At 66.0% G+C, this 22,053-nt stretch carries 20 protein-coding genes; 8 read left to right on the top strand and 12 right to left on the bottom strand.

Annotated features, from left to right (window positions below; all coding sequences use genetic code 11):
- Positions 1–177 precede the first annotated feature (177 nt).
- Positions 178–1,482, top strand: a complete 1,305-nt coding sequence (locus ACZ5YA_RS27210; RefSeq protein ID WP_059371618.1) for a fimbria/pilus outer membrane usher protein — start codon at positions 178–180, stop codon at positions 1,480–1,482.
- 94 nt (positions 1,483–1,576) lie between these two features.
- Positions 1,577–3,406, top strand: a complete 1,830-nt coding sequence (gene recQ / locus ACZ5YA_RS27205) for a DNA helicase RecQ (protein ID WP_464091476.1) — start codon at positions 1,577–1,579, stop codon at positions 3,404–3,406.
- A gap of 30 nt (positions 3,407–3,436) precedes the next feature.
- Here recQ and ACZ5YA_RS27200 read toward each other — a convergent pair whose 3' ends face one another.
- Entirely contained in the window at positions 3,437–4,489 is a 1,053-nt protein-coding gene (locus ACZ5YA_RS27200) for a cytochrome d ubiquinol oxidase subunit II (protein WP_059371616.1), read from the bottom strand.
- The gene (locus ACZ5YA_RS27195) at positions 4,486–5,829 is read right to left on the bottom strand and encodes a cytochrome ubiquinol oxidase subunit I (RefSeq protein WP_059371615.1); all 1,344 of its coding nucleotides are present in this window, start codon (positions 5,827–5,829) and stop codon (positions 4,486–4,488) included. The genes ACZ5YA_RS27200 and ACZ5YA_RS27195 overlap by 4 nt, the downstream gene beginning before the upstream one ends.
- A gap of 136 nt (positions 5,830–5,965) precedes the next feature.
- On the opposite strand from ACZ5YA_RS27195, the gene ACZ5YA_RS27190 reads away from it, so the two are divergent.
- The 4 genes from ACZ5YA_RS27190 (at position 5,966) to minE (ending at position 9,986) form a co-directional block, all read left to right on the top strand.
- Positions 5,966–7,732 (top strand): glutamine--tRNA ligase/YqeY domain fusion protein, encoded by a 1,767-nt coding sequence (locus tag ACZ5YA_RS27190; RefSeq protein WP_059371614.1) that lies wholly within the window; start codon positions 5,966–5,968, stop codon positions 7,730–7,732.
- Positions 7,733–7,892: 160 nt separating this feature from the next.
- On the top strand, positions 7,893–8,768 hold the full coding sequence (minC, locus tag ACZ5YA_RS27185) for a septum site-determining protein MinC (protein ID WP_118932365.1): 876 nt from the start codon (positions 7,893–7,895) through the stop codon (positions 8,766–8,768).
- Positions 8,769–8,909: 141 nt separating this feature from the next.
- A complete protein-coding gene (minD, locus tag ACZ5YA_RS27180) occupies positions 8,910–9,725 on the top strand; it encodes a septum site-determining protein MinD (RefSeq protein WP_041652327.1) in 816 nt (271 codons plus the stop codon).
- Positions 9,726–9,728: 3 nt separating this feature from the next.
- Entirely contained in the window at positions 9,729–9,986 is a 258-nt protein-coding gene (gene minE / locus ACZ5YA_RS27175; protein ID WP_006217654.1) for a cell division topological specificity factor MinE, read from the top strand.
- Between the two features lie 98 nt (positions 9,987–10,084).
- Here minE and ACZ5YA_RS27170 read toward each other — a convergent pair whose 3' ends face one another.
- From ACZ5YA_RS27170 to ACZ5YA_RS27155, 4 genes are all read right to left on the bottom strand, one after another.
- On the bottom strand, positions 10,085–10,309 hold the full coding sequence (locus ACZ5YA_RS27170) for a glycine zipper 2TM domain-containing protein (protein ID WP_059371612.1): 225 nt from the start codon (positions 10,307–10,309) through the stop codon (positions 10,085–10,087).
- Positions 10,310–10,500: 191 nt separating this feature from the next.
- A complete protein-coding gene (locus ACZ5YA_RS27165) occupies positions 10,501–11,034 on the bottom strand; it encodes an isochorismatase family protein (protein WP_059371611.1) in 534 nt (177 codons plus the stop codon).
- Between the two features lie 123 nt (positions 11,035–11,157).
- Positions 11,158–12,831 (bottom strand): energy-dependent translational throttle protein EttA, encoded by a 1,674-nt coding sequence (gene ettA / locus ACZ5YA_RS27160; RefSeq protein ID WP_059371610.1) that lies wholly within the window; start codon positions 12,829–12,831, stop codon positions 11,158–11,160.
- A gap of 108 nt (positions 12,832–12,939) precedes the next feature.
- Entirely contained in the window at positions 12,940–13,860 is a 921-nt protein-coding gene (locus ACZ5YA_RS27155; protein ID WP_251877765.1) for a DMT family transporter, read from the bottom strand.
- 100 nt (positions 13,861–13,960) lie between these two features.
- Here ACZ5YA_RS27155 and ACZ5YA_RS27150 point away from each other — a divergent pair, with 100 nt between their 5' ends.
- Positions 13,961–14,758 (top strand): AraC family transcriptional regulator, encoded by a 798-nt coding sequence (locus tag ACZ5YA_RS27150; RefSeq protein WP_251877767.1) that lies wholly within the window; start codon positions 13,961–13,963, stop codon positions 14,756–14,758.
- Positions 14,759–14,895: 137 nt separating this feature from the next.
- A complete protein-coding gene (locus ACZ5YA_RS27145; protein ID WP_464091475.1) occupies positions 14,896–15,453 on the top strand; it encodes a hypothetical protein in 558 nt (185 codons plus the stop codon).
- Positions 15,454–15,511: 58 nt separating this feature from the next.
- Here ACZ5YA_RS27145 and ACZ5YA_RS27140 read toward each other — a convergent pair whose 3' ends face one another.
- The 6 genes from ACZ5YA_RS27140 to ACZ5YA_RS27115 form a co-directional block, all read right to left on the bottom strand.
- On the bottom strand, positions 15,512–16,507 hold the full coding sequence (locus tag ACZ5YA_RS27140) for an ABC transporter ATP-binding protein (protein WP_118932369.1): 996 nt from the start codon (positions 16,505–16,507) through the stop codon (positions 15,512–15,514).
- Positions 16,504–17,484 carry an ABC transporter ATP-binding protein gene (locus tag ACZ5YA_RS27135; protein WP_464091474.1) on the bottom strand — a complete coding sequence of 327 codons (981 nt, stop codon included), beginning with the start codon at positions 17,482–17,484 and terminating at the stop codon, positions 16,504–16,506. The genes ACZ5YA_RS27140 and ACZ5YA_RS27135 overlap by 4 nt, the downstream gene beginning before the upstream one ends.
- Before the next feature lie 7 nt (positions 17,485–17,491).
- The gene (locus tag ACZ5YA_RS27130) at positions 17,492–18,406 is read right to left on the bottom strand and encodes an ABC transporter permease (RefSeq protein WP_059371605.1); all 915 of its coding nucleotides are present in this window, start codon (positions 18,404–18,406) and stop codon (positions 17,492–17,494) included.
- A complete protein-coding gene (locus ACZ5YA_RS27125; RefSeq protein WP_059371604.1) occupies positions 18,406–19,395 on the bottom strand; it encodes an ABC transporter permease in 990 nt (329 codons plus the stop codon). Before ACZ5YA_RS27125 ends, ACZ5YA_RS27130 begins: the two co-directional genes overlap by 1 nt.
- 84 nt (positions 19,396–19,479) lie before the next feature.
- Positions 19,480–21,051, bottom strand: a complete 1,572-nt coding sequence (locus tag ACZ5YA_RS27120; protein WP_059371603.1) for an ABC transporter substrate-binding protein — start codon at positions 21,049–21,051, stop codon at positions 19,480–19,482.
- Positions 21,052–21,240: 189 nt separating this feature from the next.
- Positions 21,241–21,738 carry a MarR family winged helix-turn-helix transcriptional regulator gene (locus ACZ5YA_RS27115; RefSeq protein WP_054457381.1) on the bottom strand — a complete coding sequence of 166 codons (498 nt, stop codon included), beginning with the start codon at positions 21,736–21,738 and terminating at the stop codon, positions 21,241–21,243.
- Positions 21,739–22,053 lie beyond the last annotated feature (315 nt).

Genomic DNA, 22,053 nt, shown 5'->3' with positions numbered 1-22,053 from the left:
CGGGAAATCAACTGAAATATACCTGTTGCACGATGTTGAGCGCGTTTACCAGCGCTTTCCCGCCACGGCGCAGCGCCCGATGCGGACTGGCCCTAAAATGGAGCCCGGCCCGCCTTCTGTCCGCTTTGCTAAAAAACGTTTACAGGCAAGGCGGCGCTCCCTTTCTACACTGTGCCTATGGTCGCCCCTGCACTCCTCTGGCGAAAAACCCTGTTGCGCGCCGCGCTGGCCGCGGTAGTCGCCTGCCCGATCGCCCCGGCCGCGGCCGATCCGCTTGCGGCGTCCCCTTATATGCCCGCCCCGCCCTCGGCGCGCGGCATCGGCATACTGTCCCCGGTTCAGCCCATGCCCGTGCGCCCCGCGGCGTCGATGGCATCGCGCGCCGTGCCGCTGGATCCGTCCCCTTGCGACATGCAGACCATGGAACCGGCGCTGGACACCAGCGTGCACGGCACGGGCGACGCTGACCTGATCCCCGGCACCGGACTGGGGCTGTCCGGCGACGCCCAGCCCGCCCCGGTTCCACAGGATTGCACGGTGCTCGCGACGCCCGAGGAGCCCGCGCCGGACTACTCGCTCACCCTCCAGGACGGGGACCTGCCTCGCATACCCGTGGTCATGATCTCCGGCGTGTCGCGCGCTTCCCGGCCCTGGTTCGCCTCCGCCAGCAGCCAGGAGGGCCTGCGCTACGGCGGCAACCGCAACTGGGTCTACCGCAATACCTCGGGCCCCTCCGTCGCCGTCGGCAACATCGACGCCAGGGCGCCGGCCTGGGGCAGCGGCGCGCCGGTGGGCGGACTGCAGATCTCGAACTGGGCCGGATCCGGCGCCACGGTCCCGGAAGGCAGTTTCGGCTACTCCTCGTCGCTGGGCCGCCTGAACCACATGGATCCCGCCGCCAGTTCCGGAGCCGTGGATTACGGCGACCCGGTGGGCAGCGGCAGCGTGCGTTACGGCCTCACGCCGACGCTGACCCTGGAGGGCCAGATGCAAAGCGCGCCGTCGCTCACGACGCGCGGCATGGGCACCACCTACGCCGCGGGCGACTACGGAACCTTCCGCGCCGGAGCCACGCAAAGCTCGTTCGACGCGGCCAGCGCCTGGCGCTACCGCTTCGACTACAACGTGGCCGTGGCCGACGCCGTCAACCTGGGCTATTCCAACGAGCAGGTCGGCGCGGGCTACGGCGACCTGTCCAGCTACTCGGGCGGCGGAGCTTCGGCGGCGCACACCCGCAACACGCTGTCCGCGGGCGTTCCCATCACCGGCTGGGGCGTGCTCAGCGGCACCTACTCGGGGCTGCGGGAAGGCTCCGAGCTGGCCGAGCAGCGCGTGGGCCTGTCGCACAGCATGTTCGTCTCACCCAAGGTCAAGCTGGCGGTGGGCGCGGACCGCGACATCATTTCCGGCAACTACGAATGGCGCGCCAACCTCAGCATGCCCGTGGATACCTTCATGCGCGGCACCTGGCTGAGCTGGTAGGCAGACCGCGGCAAGGACAGAAATCTCCCTGCCGGAAAAGGTCCGGCGGAATTGCGGCTTAAAATCCCTGCCATGATGCTCCCGGCCTACCCCCATGTCTGACGCGCGCGCCCTCGGCGTGTTGCAGCGCGTTTTCGGTTACGAATCCTTCCGCGGCGACCAGCAAGCCATTGTCGAACAGGTGATCGACGGCGGCGACGCGCTGGTCCTCATGCCCACGGGCGGCGGCAAATCGCTCTGTTACCAGATTCCGTCCCTGGTCCGCGAAGGCACCGGCATCGTCGTGTCGCCCCTGATCGCGCTGATGCAGGACCAGGTCGACGCCCTGACCGAACTGGGCGTGCGCGCAGCCTTCCTCAACTCCACCCAGGAGTGGCGGGTGGCCCGCGACGTCGAGCAGGCCTTCCTGGCCGGCGAGCTGGATCTGCTGTACGTGGCGCCCGAACGCCTGCTGACCGACCGCTGCCTGCAATTGCTGGAACGCGGCCGCATCGCGCTGTTCGCCATCGACGAGGCCCACTGCGTGTCCCAGTGGGGCCACGACTTCCGCCCGGAATACCTGGGCCTGTCGATGCTGCACGAGCGCTGGCCGGACGTGCCGCGCATCGCGCTCACCGCGACCGCCACCGCCGACACCCGCAGCGAAATCGCCCAGCGCCTGTCGTTGGACGATGCGCGCCACTTCGTTTCCAGTTTCGACCGCCCCAACATCCGCTACCGCATCATCGAAAAAAACGAGGTGCGCAAGCAATTGCTGGAAATGATCCAGACCGATCATGAAGGCGAATCCGGCGTGGTCTATTGCCTGTCGCGGGCCCACGTGGAAGAGACCGCGGAGTTCCTGTGCAACCAGGGCATCGACGCCATGCCCTATCACGCCGGCCTCAGCGCGCAAGTGCGCGCCGCCAACCAGGCGCGCTTCCTGCGCGAGGACGCCGTGGTCATGGTGGCCACCATCGCCTTCGGCATGGGCATCGACAAGCCCGACGTGCGCTTCGTGGCGCACATCGACCTGCCCAAGTCGGTGGAAGGCTATTACCAGGAAACCGGCCGCGCCGGCCGCGATGGACTGCCGGCCACGGCCTGGCTGGCCTACGGCCTGCAGGACGTGGTGCAGCAGCGCCGCATGATCGACGAATCGCCGGGCGAAGAGTCCTACCGCCGCCGCCTGGGCCAGCAGCTGGACGCCATGCTGGGGCTCTGTGAAACCGTGGAATGCCGGCGCGTGCGTCTGCTGGCCTACTTCGGCCAGCAGATCACCGCCTGCGGCAATTGCGACGTCTGCCTGGAACCGCCCCAGGCCTGGGACGGCACGGTTGCGGCGCAGAAGGTGCTGTCCGCCGTCTACCGCCTGTGGAAGGAGCGCGGCCAGCGCTATGGCGCCGGCCACATCATCGACATCCTGCGCGGCAAGGTCACGGACCGCACCAAGCAGCACGGCCACGAAACGCTGAGCGTATTCGGCGTGGGCGCGGACCTGAGCGATACCGCCTGGCGCGGCGTGCTGCGCCAGTTGCTGGCGCAAGGCCTGCTGACGGTGGACCACGAAGGCTACGGCACCCTGGCCCTGACCGAAGGCAGCCGCGCCGTGCTCAAGGGCGAGCGCCAATTGATGCTGCGCCGCGAATCCGAAAAGAAGCCGCGCTCGGGCAAGAGCGGCAGCGGCCGCCCCAAGGCGGCGGCGATTGACCTGCCGGCCGAACTGCAGCCCGTATTCGAGGCTCTGCGCGCCTGGCGCGGCGAAGTGGCCAAGAGCCATGGCGTGCCGGCCTATGTCATCTTCCACGACGCCACGCTGCGTGAGATCGCGCTGGCCCAGCCCGAATCCATGGACGAGCTGAGCCACATCAGCGGCGTGGGCGCCCGCAAGCTGGAAGCCTACGGCGAAGAGATCCTGCAGCGCGTCGCCAGGCCGGTCTTGTGACGGCAGCCCCGGCCGGACTTCCCGGCCGGATCAGCCCGGCGGCGGCAGCAGCGGCACCGGCGCGCGTTCCTTGCCGAACACCGAGCGGTACGCCAGGATGTTGAACACCAGCACCACCGGAATGCCCACGACCGCCCCGGCCAGCACCAGGCGCATCGAGCCCAGCGCGCCCGCGCCGTCCCACAGCGTCATGTCGTCCAGGATCAGGTAGGGGAACAGGCTGTAGGCCAGGCCGCTGAGCATCAGCAGGAACAGGGCCACGCACAGCACGAACGGCAGCCAGCTGAAACGGTCGGCCTTGCCCGGCAACCTCGCCAGCAGCATTTCGGCGGCGACGAAGCCCGCCAGCATCAGCACCCAGACCGTTGCCGCCAGGCTCAGGTGGGCAATGTTGCTCCATTTGTAGAAGATGCCCGCATTGGCCAGGCCCAGCGTGACCGCGATCGCCACCATGCCCACCGCCGTCCAGCGGATGGCGTGGCGCGCCCAGTTGGCGGCGCGGCGCTGCAGATCGCCGTCCACCCGCATGACCAGCCAGGACGCGCCCAGCAGCACATAGGCCGCCACCGCGCACAGGCCCACGAACATGGAGAACCAGCCGTAGCCGGCATCGGACTGGTAGCCGGTGGCGATGCGGCCCAGCAGCATGCCCTGGCCGAAAGCGGTGATCAGCGACCCCGCCCAGAAGCCGAAAATCCAGCGCGGCTTCATTTCGTTGCGCGCACGGATGCGGAACTCGAACGAGACGCTGCGCAGCACCACGCCCAGCACCATGCAGGTGAGCGGTCCGTAGAGCTTGCCCAGCACCGCGCCCCAGGCGAACGGGAACGCCGCCGCGAACAGGCCCATGCCCAGCAGCAGCCAGAATTCATTGGCGTCGCGCCACGGGCTCAGCAGGCTCATCATGCGGCCGCGCTCGTGTTCCGGCGCCAGTTGCAGCAGGATGCCCACGCCCAGGTCGAAGCCGTCCAGCACCATGCCCGCGGCAATCACCACGAACAGCAGGGCCATGAAGGCCAGCGGCATCCAGAAAGAGGGATCGTCGGGGTTGAGGCCCTGGGAGGCGGCCAGCATGGCGATCATGGCGTGCCTCCAGCCAGTTTGCGCACGGGCACGACGCCATAGCGCGCCGCGTGGAACAGCATGCCGACGAACGCCGCAAGCAGCAGCAGGTACAGCACGCCATAGCCGATCAATCCGTACAGCACGGTGCTGGAGGCCACGATGCCCAGCACCTCGGACTGCGTGACGGTGCCGTTCACCGCGAACGGCTGCAAGCCCAGGATGGATACCCACCACCCGGCCACGACGGCGATGGCGCCGGAGAACATCATGCCGCACAGCACCCGCTGCCACCAATGCGGCAGCGTGGACGGGTCCAGCCCGCGCCGGAACGTCCACAGGAAGGTCACGCAGGCCACTGCCAGCATCAGCAAGCCCAGCCCTGCCGCCACGCGCAGCGACCAGAAGGTCAGCGCCACCGGCGGCAGCATGCCCGAATACTTGTCCAGGCCGCGGTAGGTGCCGTCCTGGTTACGGTGCAGCCACATCCCGCCCATGTTGCGCAGGGTCACGTCGGCCACATTGGTATGGGCACGCGCATCGGGCCAGCCGAACAGCACCAGTTGCGGCTCTGCGCCGCTTTCCCAGTAGCCCGCGGCGGCGGCGGCCTTGGCGGGCTGCAGCTTGGCGATCATCTGCCCGGCGCCGGTCGCCACCGGCAACTGCATGAACGCCCCCACCACGGCGACCACCAGCGCGGTCTTGAACGCGTTGCGCTCGCCGTCGCCCAGCGGACGCCGCAGCGCCTGCAGCGCGGTCACGCCCATCATCAGGAACGCGGCGGCCAGGGCCGCGCCCACCATCACCACCGCCATGCGCCATCCCACGGAGGGATTCAGCACCACGGCCATCCAGTCATAGACCTGGTAGCGTCCATCGACCAGCAGCGCGCCATCCGGCGTCTGCATCCAGGATTGCAGCGCCAGCACCCAGAACACCGCCACCAGTTGCCCCACCGCCACCATCAGCACGGCCAGCGTATGGGCGCCATCCGACACGCGGCGCTGACCGAACAGCATGACGCCCAGGAAACAGGACTTGAGAATGAAGACCGAAAGTATGGCGTAGCCCAGCAAGGGCCCGGCGACGTTGCCGATCTTGTCCATGAGGCCGGCCCACAGGCTGCCCAGCTGGATCAGCACCGGCACGCTGGCCGCCAGCGTCAGCACGAAGGCCAAGGCGAAAATCCGCACCCAGAAGCGGTAGGCGGCTGTCCAGCCGCCCTGGCCGGACCAGCGCGCCCTGATCTTGAAGAACAGCAGCACCCAGGCGAGCGCCAGGGAGAAGGCCAGGAAAAACGCCAGAAAGCTCAGGCTGGCCACGAACTGCGTGCGGGCCAGGGATAACGTGGATATGTCCATGATGGCCCGTAGTGTAGAGCCAGTTACATGACTGTGGGGACAGTTTGAAACCGGTTGCACCGGCAGCAAAAAGGCCTCGCCTGCGGAACGTGGCAAAATTGACTCTTTGTCGCTGCTTTTTCCTATTCTTTCAAGAATGACCTCCGCCACGACGCCGACCCCTGCCGCATCAAATTTCCTGCTCAACATCGTTCAAGACGACCTCGAAGCCCAGCGCTTCGCAGGCAAGCGTTGGGCGGGCAAGCCTGGCCCGGCGGCCTTGCAACAACAAGGCGGACTGGATTCGGCCCGCATCCGCACGCGCTTTCCGCCGGAGCCCAACGGCTACCTGCACCTCGGCCACGCCAAGAGCATCTGCGTGAACTTCGGGCTGGCCCGCGATTTCGGCGGCGTCTGCCACCTGCGCTTTGACGACACCAATCCGGAAAAGGAAGACCAGGAATACGTCGACGCCATCATCGAGGCCGTGCACTGGCTGGGCTTTGACTGGAAGGCCGACGGCAACGACAACCTGTACTTCGCCAGCGACTACTTCGGCTACATGTACGAGTTCGCCGAAGCGCTGGTCGAGGCCGGCCACGCCTACGTCGACGAGCAGAGCCCCGAAGAAATCCGCGCCAACCGCGGCACGCTGACCGAACCCGGCACCGACTCGCCCTGGCGCAACCGCCCGGCGGCCGAATCGCTGACGCTGCTGCGCGAAATGCGCGACGGCAAGCACCCGGACGGCAGCCTGGTGCTGCGCGCGAAGATCAACATGGCGTCGCCCAACATCAACCTGCGCGACCCGGTCATGTACCGCGTGCGCCACGCCCATCACCACCGCACCGGCGACCAGTGGTGCATCTACCCGATGTACAGCTGGGCGCACCCGGTCGAAGACGCGCTGGAAGGCATCACGCACAGCGTCTGCACGCTGGAATTCGAAGACCAGCGCCCGTTCTACGACTGGATCCTGGCGCGCCTGGCCGAACTCGGCAAGCTGGCGCAGCCGCTGCCGCACCAGTACGAATTCGCGCGCCTGAACGTGAGCTACGTCGTCACCAGCAAGCGCAAGCTGCTGCAGCTGGTGCGCGAAGGCCACGTGGACGGCTGGGACGATCCCCGCATGCCGACCATCTTCGGCCTGCGCCGGCGCGGCTACACGCCCTCCTCGATCCGCCTGTTCTGCGACCGCACCGCCGTGTCCAAGTCCGACTCGCGCATCGACTACAGCCTGCTGGAACAAGCGGTGCGCGACGACCTGGACCCGGTCGCCCCGCGCTCGGTGGCCGTGCTGGATCCGCTCAAGCTGGTCATCACCAACTACCCGGAAGGCCAGACCGAGATCTGCACCGCGCCGCGCAACCCGCACGATCCCGAAGCCGGCGTGCGCGAGTTCCCGCTGTCGCGCGAACTCTGGATCGAACGCGACGACTTCCGCGAAGAAGCGCCCAAGAAGTACTTCCGCCTGTTCCCGGGCAATACCGTGCGCCTGAAATACGGCTACGTGGTGCGCTGCACCGGCTTCACCAAGAACGAAGCCGGCGAGATCATCGAGGTCCAGGCGGAATACCTGCCGGAAACCAAGAGCGGCACGCCGGGCGCGGACAGCGTCAAGGTCAAGGGCAACATCACCTGGGTCAGCGCGGCCCATGCGGTGCCCGCCCAGATCCACCTGTACGACCGCCTGTTCGCCGACGCGCGTCCCGATGGCGGCGACAAGGACTTCCTGGCCTGCCTGAACCCGAATTCCAAGCTGACCGTCACGGCCTGGCTGGAGCCGGGCACCGTCGCCACGCCGGGCGCCACCTGGCAGTTCGAACGCCTGGGCTACTTCACGGCCGACCTGAAGGAATCCAGCCCCGAGGCGCCGGTGCTCAACCGCATCGTGACCCTGCGCGACTCCTGGGCGCAAGGCTGACGCGCCGCGTCCGCATTGCAGGAAATAGGCGCTGAAAGGCGCCTTTTTCTTTGGGCTCGCCCCCTGCGCATGCCGCCCCGGGGCGGGTTATCATCCCCCGAACCCCGCAGCCGGTCGAGCGCGCCGTTTCCCGGCGCCGGAACCGCCAGCCACAATCAAGATGAACACTGAATCCCTAGCCCTGGACTTCAAAAGCGCCACCCTCTATGCCATCCGGGTGGTCCTGCACAGCGCCGACCCTGAACGCCTGAACGCCGCCCTGGCCAAGCGCATGGCCGATGCCGGCAGTTTCTTCGAAAACGAACCCGTGGTCATCGACGCCAGCCGCGTCGAGGAAAAAATCGATTGGACCGCCCTGGTGGCGGCATTGCGCGGCCATAACCTGCCTCCCATCGGCGTGGTCGCCGAAGGCGCCAACCTGGAAGCCGCGCGCGCGGCGGGCCTGACGCCGGTGGAACTGTCCACGCCCGCGGCCCGGCCCGCGCCGGTGATCGACACCGCGCCGCCCAACGATGTCTCCACTCCGGTACCCTCGGTGCCGGCCGCCGCGGTCGAAACCGCAGCCGCGCCCACAGAAGTCGCCGCCGAAGCCGCCGAGCCCGACGCGCCCGCCGGCAAGACCGCGGACGAGCCGCTGCCCGCCCGCGCGGCCAGCAACACCACCTCGGCCCCCAGCCCCACCCCGGCCGCGCCGCACTCGTCGTCGGCGCTGGTCATCACCAAGCCGCTGCGTTCCGGCCAGCGCGTCTACGCACGCCATACGGACCTGGTGGTGATCGGCATGGTGAGCCAAGGCGCGGAAGTCATCGCCGACGGCAACGTCCATGTCTACGGTCCCTTGCGCGGCAAAGCGATGGCGGGCGCGCGCGGCGACACTTCGGCGCGCATTTTCACGACCCACCTGGACGCTGAACTGCTGGCCGTGGCCGGCGTGTACCGCGTGGTCGAGGACAAGCTCGACCGCACGCTGCAGAACCAGCCCGCGCTGGTCCGCCTGGACGGCGACACGCTGCGCATCGAAGCCCTCAAGGCTTGATATCCGGAATCTGGCCGCCAGCAGCGGCCGAGGCGCACGCGCAGACACCCGCGCAAATTTCAACACATCCTGTAAGAAGCCTTACAAGGGCTTTTTGCTTTACGATAACGCGATTTATTCGAACATAAGGGTTTGATCGTCATGACACGCATTGTTGTGGTGACTTCCGGCAAAGGCGGCGTGGGCAAAACCACGACCAGCGCCAGTTTTTCTGCGGGACTCGCGATGCGGGGCCACAAGACCGCTGTCATCGACTTCGATGTCGGCCTGCGCAACCTCGACCTGATCATGGGCTGCGAACGTCGCGTCGTGTACGACTTCGTCAACGTGATCCAGGGCGAAGCCACGCTCAACCAGGCCCTCATCAAGGACAAGCAGCTCGAAAACCTGTTCATCCTGCCCGCCTCGCAGACGCGCGACAAAGACGCGCTGACGCAGGAAGGCGTGGAAAAGGTCATCAACGACCTCAAGGGCATGGGCTTTGACTACATCGTCTGCGATTCGCCCGCCGGCATCGAAACCGGCGCGCTGATGGCCGCCTACTTCGCCGACGACGCACTGGTCGTGACCAACCCGGAAGTCTCGTCGGTGCGCGACTCCGACCGCATCCTGGGCATCCTGGCCGCCAAGTCCAAGCGCGCCGTGGAAGGCGACGAGCCCGTCAAGGAATACCTGCTGCTGACGCGCTACAGCCCCAAGCGCGTGGTCGACGGCGAAATGCTGTCGCTGGGCGACATCGAGGACATCCTGCGCATCAAGCTGATCGGCGTGATCCCCGAATCCGAAGCGGTGCTGCAAGCGTCGAACCAGGGCCTGCCGGCCATCCACCTCAGAGACACCGACGTTTCCGAAGCCTACAAGGACGTCGTGGCCCGTTATCTTGGCGAAGACAAGGCCCTGCGCTTTACCGACTACGAAAAGCCCGGTTTCCTGAAACGCCTGTTCGGAGGCAAGTAAGCAATGTCCTTCCTGTCGTTTCTGCTTGGTCAAAAGAAGACCTCCGCATCCGTCGCCAAGGAACGGTTGCAGATCATCCTGGCCCACGAGCGGGGCCGCGGCGACTCGCCCGATTACCTGCCGCAGTTGCAGCAGGAGCTTATCGCCGTCATTTCGAAATACGTGAAGATCAACCCCGAGGACATCAAGGTGCACCTGGAACGCCAGGACACGCTGGAGGTCCTGGAGGTCAAGATCGAAATGCCTCAGAACGAGACCTGATGCGGCTGCGCGGCGCAGGGGCATACTTGCCGCCGCGCACAGCCCAGGTCAAAAAAATGCCCGGCATTGCCGGGCATTTGCTTTGGGGCGGTGAACGCTTAACGCTTGCCGACCTGATCGCCGATGACGCCGCCGATCGCCGCTCCGCCCACCGTTCCGAGGATGCCGCCGTTGGTGATCACGGCGCCTGCCACGCCGCCCAGGGCAGCGCCGCCGACCGTGCTCTTCTGGCGATGGCTCATGCCGTCCCAGGACGAGCAGCCAGCCATGGCGGCGGTCAGCGCCAGCGCAACACAGATTTTGGAGAGAGATGCGATTTTCATATTTGTGGTTCCTATTCTCGTACCCGGGAGCCGCGCATGAAACTGGATGCGAGCGCGCGGCGCCCATGAGGGCCTGGAACCTTCAGGATCGCAAAATATTCTTGCCCTGGCTGTGAAGTTTGCCCATGAATTGTGTCAAAGGGCGAGTTAATCTTTGCGCGCCCCAGGGACATTGTTGCAGCGGTCGGCCGCTATTTGACCAGACGTAACACCTCGCGGAAACGCGGGTGTTCACAAGTCCGCATCCATTCAAAGATCGCCATTTCGGACGTGACGATTTCCGCGCCATGCGCACGCGCGCGGCGCAGCGCCGCGTGATGATCGGCAGGCTTGCGCGAGCCCGCCGCATCCGCCACCAGCACCGCGTGGTAGCCCAGGTCGATCAAACCGATCACGGTTTGCAGCACGCAGATGTGCGCTTCGCAGCCCGCCACCAGGATGGTCTTGCGTGCGGCCGGCAACCAGGCCTCGAAGCCCGGCTCCAGCGCCGAAGAGAAGTGCATTTTCTGGAAGGCGCTCTGGACCTGCTCGCGCAACGGTTCCACGGTGGCCCCCAGCATCTTGGCGTGGTGCTCGGTGGCCACTACCGGCACGTCCAGCAGGCGCGCAGCCTGCGCCAGCTTGTGCGCGGCGTTGAGCACCGCCTCGTTGTCGTGGATGACGGGCATCAGACGCCCCTGCATGTCGACGATCAGCAGGGTGGAATCGGTAGCGGACAACAACATTGCGCGGTGCTCCAGGAAATAGCCCCCAAGGCCGGTTCACACAGAACGAAGCCTTGAACAGCCCTAAGCATACCTCTGGCAAAAAAAATCCCGGCGCGAGGCCGGGATTCTTGCAGGCGCCGATTACTTCAGGGCCTTGTAGCGCAGGCGCTTGGGCTTGGCGCCCTCTTCGCCCAGGCGGCGCTTCTTGTCGGCTTCATATTCCTGGTAGTTGCCGTCGAAGAACACCACTTGCGAGTCGCCTTCGAAGGCCAGGATGTGCGTGGCGATCCGGTCCAGGAACCAGCGATCGTGGCTGATGACCATGACGCTGCCGGGGAACTCCAGCAACGCGTCTTCCAGCGCGCGCAGGGTTTCGACGTCGAGGTCGTTGGACGGTTCGTCCAGCAGCAGCACGTTGCCGCCGGCGATCAGCGTCTTGGCCATGTGCAGGCGGCCGCGTTCACCGCCCGACAGCTGGCCCACGACCTTGTTCTGGTCGCCACCCTTGAAGTTGAAGCGGCCCAGGTAGGCGCGCGACGACATTTCGAACTTGCCCACCGTGAGCAGGTCGGCGCCGTCGGCCACCGCGTCGAACACGGTCTTCTTGTCTTCCAGCGCATCGCGCGACTGGTCGACATAGGCCAGCTTGACGGTCTGGCCGATGTTGACCTCGCCCGAATCCGGCTGCTCGCGGCCCGCGATCATGCGGAACAGCGTGGACTTACCGGCGCCGTTGGCGCCGATGATGCCGACGATGGCGCCGGGCGGCACCTTGAAGCTGAGGTTGTCGATCAGCAGACGGTCGCCGTAGGCCTTGCTGACGTTGTTGAATTCGATGACTTCGTTGCCCAGGCGCTCGCCCACGGGAATGAAGATTTCCTGGGTTTCATTGCGCTTCTGGTATTCGTAGGACGAGAGTTCCTCGAAGCGGGCCAGACGCGCCTTGGCCTTGGCCTGGCGGCCCTTCGGGTTCTGGCGCACCCACTCCAGTTCCTTCTTGATGGTCTTCTGGCGGGCGGATTCCGACGCCTCTTCCTGCTTCAGGCGGTCTTCCTTCTGCTCCAGCCACGAGCTGTAGTTGCCCTTCCAGGGAATGCCATAGCCGCGATCCAGTTCCAGGATCCATTCGGCCGCGTTGTCCAGGAAGTAGCGATCGTGGGTCACGCCGACCACGGTGCCCGGGAACTTGTGCAGGAACTGCTCCAGCCATTCCACGCTCTCGGCATCCAGGTGGTTGGTGGGCTCGTCCAGCAGCAGCATGTCGGGCTTGGACAGCAGCAGGCGGCACAGCGCGACGCGGCGCTTTTCACCGCCGGAGAGCTTGCCGACGATGGCGTCCCAGGGCGGCAGGCGCAGCGCGTCGGCGGCGATTTCCATCTGGTGCTCGATGTCGTCGGCGCCGCTGGAGGCGGCGGCGGCGATGATGGCTTCAAGCTCGGCCTGCTCGGCGGCCAGCGCGTCGAAATCGGCGTCCGGCTCGGCGTAGGCGGCATAGACCTCGTCCAGGCGCTTCTTGGCCGTGACGACGGCGCCCAGGCCCTCTTCCACCGACTGGCGCACCGTGTGCTCGGGGTTGAGCTGCGGTTCCTGCGGCAGGTAGCCGATGTTCAGGCCCGGCATGGGAATGGCTTCGCCTTCGATTTCGCGATCGACGCCGGCCATGATCTTCAGCAGCGTCGACTTGCCCGAGCCGTTCAGGCCCAGCACGCCGATCTTGGCGCCAGGAAAAAACGAAAGCGAAATGTCGCGCAGGATCTGCCGCTTGGGCGGCACGATCTTGCCGACGCGGTTCATGGTGTAGACGTATTGGGCCATGGGCTCGTATATAGGAGATATAGCTGATGAATCGTCGATTGTAGGCCGGAACCCTGACCCGCGTATGTCCACCGCCAAATGGCCGGCCCACGCCGCGCAACCGCCCCTTCAGGCGGCCTTGGGCCGCGCCGCCCGGCCGCCGGCGCGCATCTGCGCCAGCATCACGCCGGCCAGCGCCATCGCCCCGCCGACGATGTGGAACAGATGGGGTTTTTCATCCAGGAACACGGCCGCGATCGCCACCGTGGCTACCGGCATGAGGTTGAGGAAAATGCTGGCGCGGTTGGGGCCCAGGTGCTTGACGCCCTGCATCCACAGGAAGGGCGCGAACAGCGACGGGAACACCGCCGCATACAGCACCAGCGGCAGGTTGTCGCCGTTGAGCGGCGAAGGCGGCGCCATCAGGAAAGCCGGCAGCTGGAACAGCACGCCGAAAGCCACCTGCACATACAGCGACTGCCACGGCCCCACCGGCAATGCCCAGCGGCGCAGCAGCACGCCGTACAGCGCATAGGCCAACGCGCCCACACCCATCAGCAGGTCGCCGCGGTTGGCGCCCACTTCCAGCAGCCGGGCGGGATCGCCCTCGCCGATCAGCAGGGCCAGGCCCGCCAGCGACAGCAGGCCGCCCAGCATGGCCATGACCGAGGGCAGTTCGCGCAGCAGCAGCGCCACCACCGCGATGGTCATCAGCGGAATCATCGCCGTGATGATGCCCATATTGGTCGCGGTGGTGCTGGCGGCCGCCACATAGGCCAGGCCCTGGTACAGGGCCATGCCCAAGCCCCCCAGCACCGCCAGTTTGGGCAGGTGGGGCAGGATCTGGCGGCGCTGCGCCCAGACGCCCGGCAGCACGAACGGCGTCAGCACCACGCCGGCCAGGGCCCAGCGGTAGAAACCGATGGCGGCCGGCGCGATGGCGCTGGCCGCCATCTTGGTGACGATCATGTTGACCGACCAGATCAGGGCCGCCAGCAGCGGATAAAGCAGATAACGGGCGGGAACATGGGGAGAAGAAGCACGGGTCATGAGGGGCAATGCACAGGCGTAGATGAGACAGGGCCAGTGTAGGATCTGTCCGACCTGATGTATATAATGAAAAACAGACAAAACCAGACGAAGTTCCGACATGCCTGGCATCGATACCGCGCCTGCCCTGGCCAGCCACCTGCCCTATCCGCTGGCCTGCCGCATCCTGCATTTCACGCCGAACTCGCGCATGAAGCGCCACAGCTCGCCCTGGGCGGAACTGAACTTCGCGATCTCCGGCATCATGGAAATCGGCATCCGCGGCGTCACCTACCTGTCGCCGCCGCAGTACGCCATCTGGATTCCACCGCATGTCGAGCACTGCTGCCAGAACGAAGGCGAGGTGCACTACGCCTGCATCGACATCCCGGCCGCGGCCTGCGCCGGCCTGCCCGCGGAACCGTGCACGCTCGAGATCAGCCCGGTCATGCGCGCGATCCTGGCCGACTTCGAACGGCGCGGCATCAGCTATCCGGATACGCCGGAAGACCGGCGCATGGCGCAGATCGTCATCGACCAGGCGCGCCAGGCGCGGGCTTACGCCAGCTACCTGCCGTCCACCTCCGATCCTTTGCTGGCGCCCATCCTGTCGGCGCTGCAGCACAGTCCCGGCGACAAGCGCGGCGCCGCGCACTGGGCCGCCACGGCGGGCATTACCGAACGCACGCTGCTGCGCCATTGCCAGCTGCACCTGGGCATGTCGTTCAATGAATGGCGTCTGCGGCTGCGCGTGGTCAGCGCCCTGGGCATGCTGGATGCCGGCCGGCCGGTCCAGTCCGTGGCGCGCGAGCTCGGCTACAGCACGCCCTCGGCCTTCATCGCCATGTTCCAGCGGCTCACCGGCGAGTCGCCGGACAACGCGCGCAGGCGCAGCCAGGGCGGCGCACCCGCGCCATGACCCCGGAGAACCGCGTAATCCAAGCGCCTGATGCAAGACGCGGCCGATCGCGAGACAATACGGCTGTAGCCAGGGTCTGCCAGCAGGCCCGTATCTTGCCGTGCCGTCGCGGCTTCATCGCGCCCAGGAACCCCTTCATGTCTGCCTCCGCCACTCCCCCCGCCTCCTTGACCCACTTCAGCGCCGCTGAACTGGACATGCTGGCCAAGACCGCCGACGCGCTGAGCGCGTACCTGGGCAAGCCCGTGCTGGCCGAAGTGGTGCTGGGCGATGACGGCACCGAATGGGTGACCTATGGCGTGCCCATGGATGAAAACGCCAAGCCCGACGAGGACCAGACCCACGTGCAGCTGGGCGGCGCCGGCGCCCGCCTGCTGGGCAACCGCGGCGGCCTGCCCCAGTCCGACGACGACACCTACGACTGCCTCTATCTCTGGGCCATCGAGATCTCGCTGAACGAGGGCGAGCGCTTCATCAAGCTGGACCACGACGGCGAAGAATCGGCCTGGTCCGACAGTCTGGAAGACGTGCTGCCGTTCGCCCTGTCGGAAGAACCCGTGCCGGAAGATCCGGACGCGGAGGACGACGAAGACGACGAGGACGAAGACGACGAGGACGAAGCGGACGAGGACGATGAGGATGATGCGGACGGCCACGGCCACGATCATCCTCACGACCACAACCACCGCCACTGAGCCAGCGCCGGACGGCGGGTTGCGGCCGGCATGGCCGCGCAACCGCGCCGTCCGCGGGTCAGACCGAGATCCGCCCTTCCTGCACGGCGTGGCAGGCCACCACCGACACTCCCGCAGCCATCGCCACCGGCGCCTCGGACTTGCAGCGCTCGTTCGCATGCGGGCAGCGCGGATGAAAAGTGCAGCCCGACGGCGGGTTCAGCGGATTGGGCACCTCGCCCGCCACCGCGGTACGCGGCTTGCCCGCGCCATTGATGTCGGGAATGGCCTCCAGCAGCATGCGCGTGTACGGATGCCGCGGCCGCGCGAACAGCTCGTCGCGCGGCGCCACCTCCACCATGCGGCCCAGGTACATCACCCCCACCCGGTCGGCCACGTGGTGCACCACCGCCAGGTTGTGGGAAATGAACAGATAGGTCAGCCCCAGGTTGCGCTGCAGATCCTTCATCAGGTTCAGCACCTGCGCCTGCACCGACACGTCCAGCGCCGAGGTCGGCTCGTCGCACACCAGGAATTCCGGATTCACCGCCAACGCCCGCGCGATCGAGATGCGCTGGCGCTGGCCGCCTGAAAACTGGTGCGGATAACGGCCTTGGTCGGCCGGGTCCAGGCCCACCTGCTTGAGCAGCTCGCCCACGCGCGCGCTGCGCTCGTCAGGCGTCATGGCGGTATGGGTCAGCATGGGTTCGGCGATGATGCGGCCCACGCGCCAGCGCGGATTCAGGCTGGCATAGGGATCCTGGAAGATCATCTGCAGGCGCTTGCGCAAGGCGCGGCCGCCCGGCTCCGACATGCGCGACAGCGGTTGGCCGTCAAAGCGGATATCGCCGCGGGTCAGGCCGTACAACCCCACCAGCATGCGCGCCACGGTCGACTTGCCGCAGCCCGATTCGCCCACCAGCGCCAGCGTTTCGCCGCGCGCGATCTCGAACGACACCCCATCGACGGCGCGCAGCATCACGCGCGGCTTGCCCGCCAGCTTGCGTTCCAGCCACGGCGGCGACACATCGAACCAGCGCGCGGCGTCCTTTACTTCCACCAAGGGCGTCGTCATGCGGCCACCTTATCGTTGTTGTCGTGCAGCCAACAGGCCGCGCGGGACGTGCCGGCCACCATCAGCTCCGGACGCTCCACGCCGCAGCGCGGCAGGCGCTGGCCGCAGCGCGGATTGAAGGCGCAGCCTGGCGGAATGGCGTTCAGGCGCGGCATGCTGCCGTCGATCTGCACCAGCCGTTCGGAATGCCCTTCCAGCGACGGAATCGATCCCATCAGCCCCGTCGTGTAGGGATGGCGCGGCTTGTGAATCACGTCGGCCACCGGGCCGATCTCGGCCACGCGGCCCGCGTACATCACCGCGACGCGGTCGGCGGTCTCGGCGATCACGCCCATGTCGTGCGTGATCAGCATCACCGCCGTGCCGTTTTCGCGGCACAGGCGCTTGAGCAGTTCGATGATCTGCGCCTGGATCGACACGTCCAGCGCGGTCGTGGGCTCGTCCGCCACCACCAGCTTGGGTTCGGCCGCCAGGGCCAGCGCGATCACCACGCGCTGGCGCATGCCGCCGGAAAACTGGTGCGGGTAATGGTCGATGCGTTCCCGCGCGGCCGGAATGCCAGTCGATGCCAGCAGCTCCACCGCCCGTTCGCGCGCCTGGGACCAGCTCAAGTCCAGGTGCGTCACGATGGTTTCCGCCAATTGCCGGCCCACCGTGTACAGCGGGTTCAGCGAGGTCAGCGGATCCTGGAACACTGCCCCGATCTCGCGGCCGCGCACGCGGCGCATCTGCTCGTCGGGGAGGTTGTCGATGCGGCGGCCCGCCAGCAGGATCTCGCCCGCGGCGATGCGCCCTGGCGGTTCCAGGAGGCCGATGATGGATGCGCCGGTCAAGGATTTGCCGGCGCCGGATTCGCCCACTACGCCCAGTACTTCGCCAGCCTGGATGGAAAAGGACACGTCGTCCAGGGCGCGCAGCGTGCCGCGGCGCGTGGGGAATTCCACGCGCAGATTGCGGACTTCTAGAAGTGCGCTCATGTAAACCTCAATTCAGCCGGGGGTTGAGCGCATCGCGCAGCCAGTCGCCTAGCAAGTTGACCGACAGCACCAGCAGCACCAACGCCGCGCCGGGGAAGATGGTGATCCACCATTCCCCTGAAAACAGGAAGTCGTTGCCGATGCGGATCAGCGTGCCCAGCGACGGCGCGGTCGGCGGTACGCCTACGCCCAGGAACGACAGCGTGGCTTCCGTGATGATGGCCGTGGCCAGATGCACCGTGGCCAGCACCAGCACCGGACCCAGCACATTGGGCAACACGTGGCGGAACATGATGACGGGCGAGGCCACGCCGATCACGCGCGCCGCCTGCACGTATTCGCGGTTCTTCTCCACCAGGGTGGAGCCGCGCACCGTGCGCGCATACTGCGGCCAGCCCGCCAGCGCGATCGCGCCGATCAGCACCGGGAAGGCGATCAGCTCGTGCAGATCGCGCGGCACCGCCGCCCGCGCCACGCCGTCGATCAGCAGCGCGATCAGAATGGCGGGGAACGACAGCTGCACATCGGCGATACGCATGATGAAGGCGTCGATGCGCCCGCCCGCGTAGCCCGAGATCAGCCCCAGCACGATGCCGATCACCATGGACAGCAGCACCGAGGCCAGGCCGATCAGCAGCGACACGCGCGTGCCGTACAGGATGGCCGAGTACAGGTCGCGGCCCTGGCTATCGGTGCCCAGCAGATAGGTGGGCAGGCCATTGGCCTCCCAGGCGGGCGGCAGCAAGGCATCCAGCAGTTCCACCTTGGTCAGGTCGAACGGGTTGTGCGGCGCCACCCAACCGGCCCCGAAGGAGCCGATCAGCAGGAGCGCCAGCATCACGGTGGCGACGATGGCCACGGGCGCCCGGCGCCAGGCCCAGGCGATGTCGCTGTCCCACCAGCGTTTCAGTACGGCGCGCATCAGTGAGCCCCCCCGCCGCGGGTCAGCCCGGAACGCAGGCGCGGGTCCACGACAAAATACAAAAGATCGACGATCAGGTTGATCACCACGAACACCAGCGCAATCAGGCACAGGTAGGCCGCCATGACCGGCACGTCGGCGAATTGCACCGCCTGGATGAACAGTAGGCCCATGCCCGGCCACTGGAACACGGTTTCCGTGACGATGGCAAAGGCGATGATGCCGCCCAGCTGCAGGCCGGTGATGGTGATGACCGGCACCATGGTGTTCTTCAGCGCGTGGCCGAAGTGGATGGCGCGGCGCTTCAGGCCGCGGGCGCGGGCGAACTTGATGTAGTCCGAACGCAGCACCTCCAGCATCTCTGAACGCACCAGGCGTAGCACCAGGGTCATCTGGAACAGCGACAGGGTGATGGACGGCAGGATGAGATGCTTCCAGCCAGTGGCGGTGAACAGGCCCGAGGACCACCAGCCCACGCTCACGGTGTCGCCCCGCCCGTAGCTGGGCAGCCAGCCCAGTTGCACGGAGAACACCAGGATCAGCAGGATGCCGATCAGGAAGGTAGGCAGCGACACGCCCAGCAGCGAACCGGCCAGCAGCAGCTGGGACAGCAGGCTGTTGCGCTTGAGCGCCGTGTACACGCCCAACGGCACGCCCACCAGCAGCGCCAGCAAGGCGGCCACCATGGACAGCTCCAGCGTGGCCGGCAGGCGGGATTTCAGCAGGGTGGAAACGGGTTCGCTCTGACGCAGGGATATGCCGAAATTGCCCTGCAGGGCGTTGGCCACGAAATGGCCGAATTGGACGATGGCGGGCTCGTTCAGCCCCAGGCGCTCACGTAGTTCGATGCGCTCGGCATCGGTGGCGTCCTGCCCCAGCATGATGGTGACAGGGTCGCCGACGTATTGAAAAAGCACAAAGGCCAGTAGCGCGACGGTGAGCATCACCGCTACGGCCTGCAACAGGCGACGCAGTATGAAAGCAAACATAGGCGGAAAAGGCGTAACAGCGAAAACCCGTCGGCCTGTTCACCATGAACAGGCCGACGGGCTGCGCCGTTTGATTAGCCTGGATCAGTCAACCTTGACCCAATCGGCAACGAGGCGATTGTCGGCACGGTGGATGACCGTGACGTTCTTGCGCATGGCCCAGGGAATGACCTGGTCGTGCAGCGGGATGTGGCCGAAGTCCTTGGCGTGCCCTTGCAGCACGGTGATGATGTCGGCATCGCGCTTGGCCGGATCGGTTTCCGTCTTGATCCGGTCGATGATGACGTCCAGTTCCTTGTTGCTGTAGTTGCCCAGGTTGTACATGCCGTCAGCGCCCTCGCCCTTGGTGCGGATCAGGTTCTGCAGCGTGTACATGGCGTCGAACGTGGGCACGCCCCAGCCGAACAGGTAGGCGCTGGTGTCGAACGACTGCACCTTGGGGAAATAGGTGGAACGCGGCATGGCGTTCATGGTGGCCTTGACGCCGACCTTGGCCCACATGCCGACGACCGCCTGACAGATGGCCTCGTCGTTGATGTAGCGGTTGTTCGGGCAGTCCAGCGTGAAGTTCAGCGTGCCGTCGTAGCCGGCTTCCTTCAGCAGGGCGCGGGACTTTTCCGGATCATAAGGCACGCGCGCTTGCAGCTGCTGGGCCCAACCGTGCACCTGCGGCGCGATCATCGTGCCGGTGGGCGCGGACAGGCCGCGCATCACGGCGCGCTTGATGGCGTCCACGTCGATGGCGCGGTACAGCGCCTCGCGCACGCGGATGTCCTGGAACGGGTTCTTGCCCTTGATGTTGGAGTACTGGAGTTCCGGACGCTTCTGGTCCAGGCCCAGGTAGATGGTGCGGTACTCGTTGCCTTCCACGACCTTGGCCGACTGGCGCAGGCGGTCCAGGTCCTGGGCGGCGGGATCCAGCACGAAGTCGATTTCGCCCGACAGCAGCGCCGCGGTGCGCGTGGCGTTCTGCTTGATCGGCGTGAACACGACCTCGGTCACGTTGCCGACCTTGCCGCCCTTGTTCCACCAGTCCTTGTTTTCCTCGAACACCGTGCGCACGTCCACTTCGCGCGACTTCAGCTTGTAGGGGCCGGTGCCGTTGGTATTGCGCGCGGCGTAGGTCTCTTCCTTGTTGACGTAGTCCTGCGGCTTGGCGACGTTGTTCTTTTCCGACCAGGCCTTGTTCATGATGAACACGTTGGTCAGCTGGCGCAGCAGCACCGGATTGGGCGCCGAGGTTTCGATCTCGACCGTCAGGTCGTCGATCTTGCGCGCTTCCTTGATACCGGTGGTGTAGGCCTTGTAGTTCGAGGTGGGCGCCATGGCGCGGTGGATCGAGAACACCACGTCGTCGGCGGTGAAGGCGGCGCCGTCGTGGAACTTCACGCCGGGGCGCAGCTTGAAGCGGTACAGCGTGGGCGAAACCTGCTCCCATTCCGTCGCCAGGCGCGGGTTGACCTTGAAGGACTTGTCGTAGTCCACCAGCGGTTCGTAGACATAGCTGTTGGCGGCGATGGTCATGCCTTCGTTCTGCGAGTGCGGATCGAAGGTGAGGATGTCGCCCTGGGCGGCCCAGCGGAAGGTCTTGGCCTGCCCGATCGTGGGCACGGCAACGGCGGCGGCGATCGCGATAGCAATCAAAGTGCGGCGCATAGGTTCAACTCCTGACTGTAGTCTGAATACCGGCGCGATATTACCTAGCCGCAAGACCTCCGTCAATTGAGGGTTTATGCGTACCGTAGACGGTTTTCACAGAGGGAGAACCAATAGGGGACACATAAGCTTGTAACAAAATAATCGAAGTAAACAGTGTTGGGCATGCGGCCCGCCCCTGTCCCCCGTCTATTCCTCGTCCGGCGCCGACAATTCCAGCGGCACGTGCTCGGTCATCAGCACTTCCAGCATGTCGATCAGCATCGCGGCCTTTTCCTCGCCGAACGGGGCGAGCACTGCCTTCTGGTGCTGCAAGGCCTGTTCGCACAGCGCGGCGATCAGGTTGGTGCCCTTGGTCGTGATGCAGACCCGGGTCTGGCGCCGGTCCGCCCGCACGCCCGTGCGCGCCACCAGCCCTTCGGCCTCCATGCGCTGCACCACCTTGCTCAAGGTGGGCTGCTTGGTAATCGCCAGCACCGCCAGCGTGCCTATGGTTTCACCGGGACTGCCCTCCAGGCTGGCCAGCACCCGCCATTCGGTCACCGACAGGCCGGCCGCCTTTACCTGGAGATGGAATTCCGCCGAAATGCGCTGGCTGGCCTGCGCCAGCAGATAGGCCAGATAGCCATCGACGAAGCGACCTTTGTGCGCCGCCGCGTCCGTGTCCCGCTGCTTGTCCAACCGCATGTTGCTTTGCTCCCACGCACCGGAAACCAGGGCCGACGCGGCCCGACGAAATGCGCATTGCACCACGCTGGCGCAAACGCGCGCCATGATGTGCCGCAATGCTGTTGCGCAGCACAGGGTATACCCGGAATCGCAACCCGTTTTTGCACCACTACAGCGCCGGAACAGCGCTGCAAACTAGAGAACAACGAGTATATACGTCATTGTTTTAGCGTGATATTTTTTGTTTTCCATGAAATTTCATCTTTTTTATTGACAGCTAAAACGTTGACTCCTAAAGTATTTTTAAGACGAGATTTCCCTGACGTGACGATG

Source organism: Achromobacter sp. JCM 18799 (genome assembly GCF_055395645.1).
Note: the sequence above shows the minus strand (reverse complement) of the source record. Positions and strands in the feature narration are given on the sequence as shown.

Bases quoted from the DNA above. Each gene is read 5' to 3' on its own strand.
- ACZ5YA_RS27190 (WP_059371614.1), top strand. From the start codon at position 5,966: ATGACCTCCGCCACGACGCCGACCCCTGCCGCATCAAATTTCCTGCTC.
- minC (WP_118932365.1), top strand. From the start codon at position 7,893: ATGAACACTGAATCCCTAGCCCTGGACTTCAAAAGCGCCACCCTCTAT.
- ACZ5YA_RS27135 (WP_464091474.1), bottom strand. From the start codon at position 17,484: ATGAGCGCACTTCTAGAAGTCCGCAATCTGCGCGTGGAATTCCCCACG.
- minD (WP_041652327.1), top strand. From the start codon at position 8,910: ATGACACGCATTGTTGTGGTGACTTCCGGCAAAGGCGGCGTGGGCAAA.
- recQ (WP_464091476.1), top strand. From the start codon at position 1,577: ATGTCTGACGCGCGCGCCCTCGGCGTGTTGCAGCGCGTTTTCGGTTAC.
- ACZ5YA_RS27165 (WP_059371611.1), bottom strand. From the start codon at position 11,034: ATGTTGTTGTCCGCTACCGATTCCACCCTGCTGATCGTCGACATGCAG.
- ACZ5YA_RS27150 (WP_251877767.1), top strand. From the start codon at position 13,961: ATGCCTGGCATCGATACCGCGCCTGCCCTGGCCAGCCACCTGCCCTAT.
- ettA (WP_059371610.1), bottom strand. From the start codon at position 12,831: ATGGCCCAATACGTCTACACCATGAACCGCGTCGGCAAGATCGTGCCG.
- ACZ5YA_RS27170 (WP_059371612.1), bottom strand. From the start codon at position 10,309: ATGAAAATCGCATCTCTCTCCAAAATCTGTGTTGCGCTGGCGCTGACC.
- ACZ5YA_RS27155 (WP_251877765.1), bottom strand. From the start codon at position 13,860: ATGACCCGTGCTTCTTCTCCCCATGTTCCCGCCCGTTATCTGCTTTAT.
- ACZ5YA_RS27200 (WP_059371616.1), bottom strand. From the start codon at position 4,489: ATGATCGCCATGCTGGCCGCCTCCCAGGGCCTCAACCCCGACGATCCC.
- ACZ5YA_RS27120 (WP_059371603.1), bottom strand. From the start codon at position 21,051: ATGCGCCGCACTTTGATTGCTATCGCGATCGCCGCCGCCGTTGCCGTG.
- ACZ5YA_RS27195 (WP_059371615.1), bottom strand. From the start codon at position 5,829: ATGGACATATCCACGTTATCCCTGGCCCGCACGCAGTTCGTGGCCAGC.
- ACZ5YA_RS27125 (WP_059371604.1), bottom strand. From the start codon at position 19,395: ATGTTTGCTTTCATACTGCGTCGCCTGTTGCAGGCCGTAGCGGTGATG.
- ACZ5YA_RS27115 (WP_054457381.1), bottom strand. From the start codon at position 21,738: ATGCGGTTGGACAAGCAGCGGGACACGGACGCGGCGGCGCACAAAGGT.
- ACZ5YA_RS27140 (WP_118932369.1), bottom strand. From the start codon at position 16,507: ATGACGACGCCCTTGGTGGAAGTAAAGGACGCCGCGCGCTGGTTCGAT.
- minE (WP_006217654.1), top strand. From the start codon at position 9,729: ATGTCCTTCCTGTCGTTTCTGCTTGGTCAAAAGAAGACCTCCGCATCC.
- ACZ5YA_RS27145 (WP_464091475.1), top strand. From the start codon at position 14,896: ATGTCTGCCTCCGCCACTCCCCCCGCCTCCTTGACCCACTTCAGCGCC.
- ACZ5YA_RS27130 (WP_059371605.1), bottom strand. From the start codon at position 18,406: ATGCGCGCCGTACTGAAACGCTGGTGGGACAGCGACATCGCCTGGGCC.
- ACZ5YA_RS27210 (WP_059371618.1), top strand. From the start codon at position 178: ATGGTCGCCCCTGCACTCCTCTGGCGAAAAACCCTGTTGCGCGCCGCG.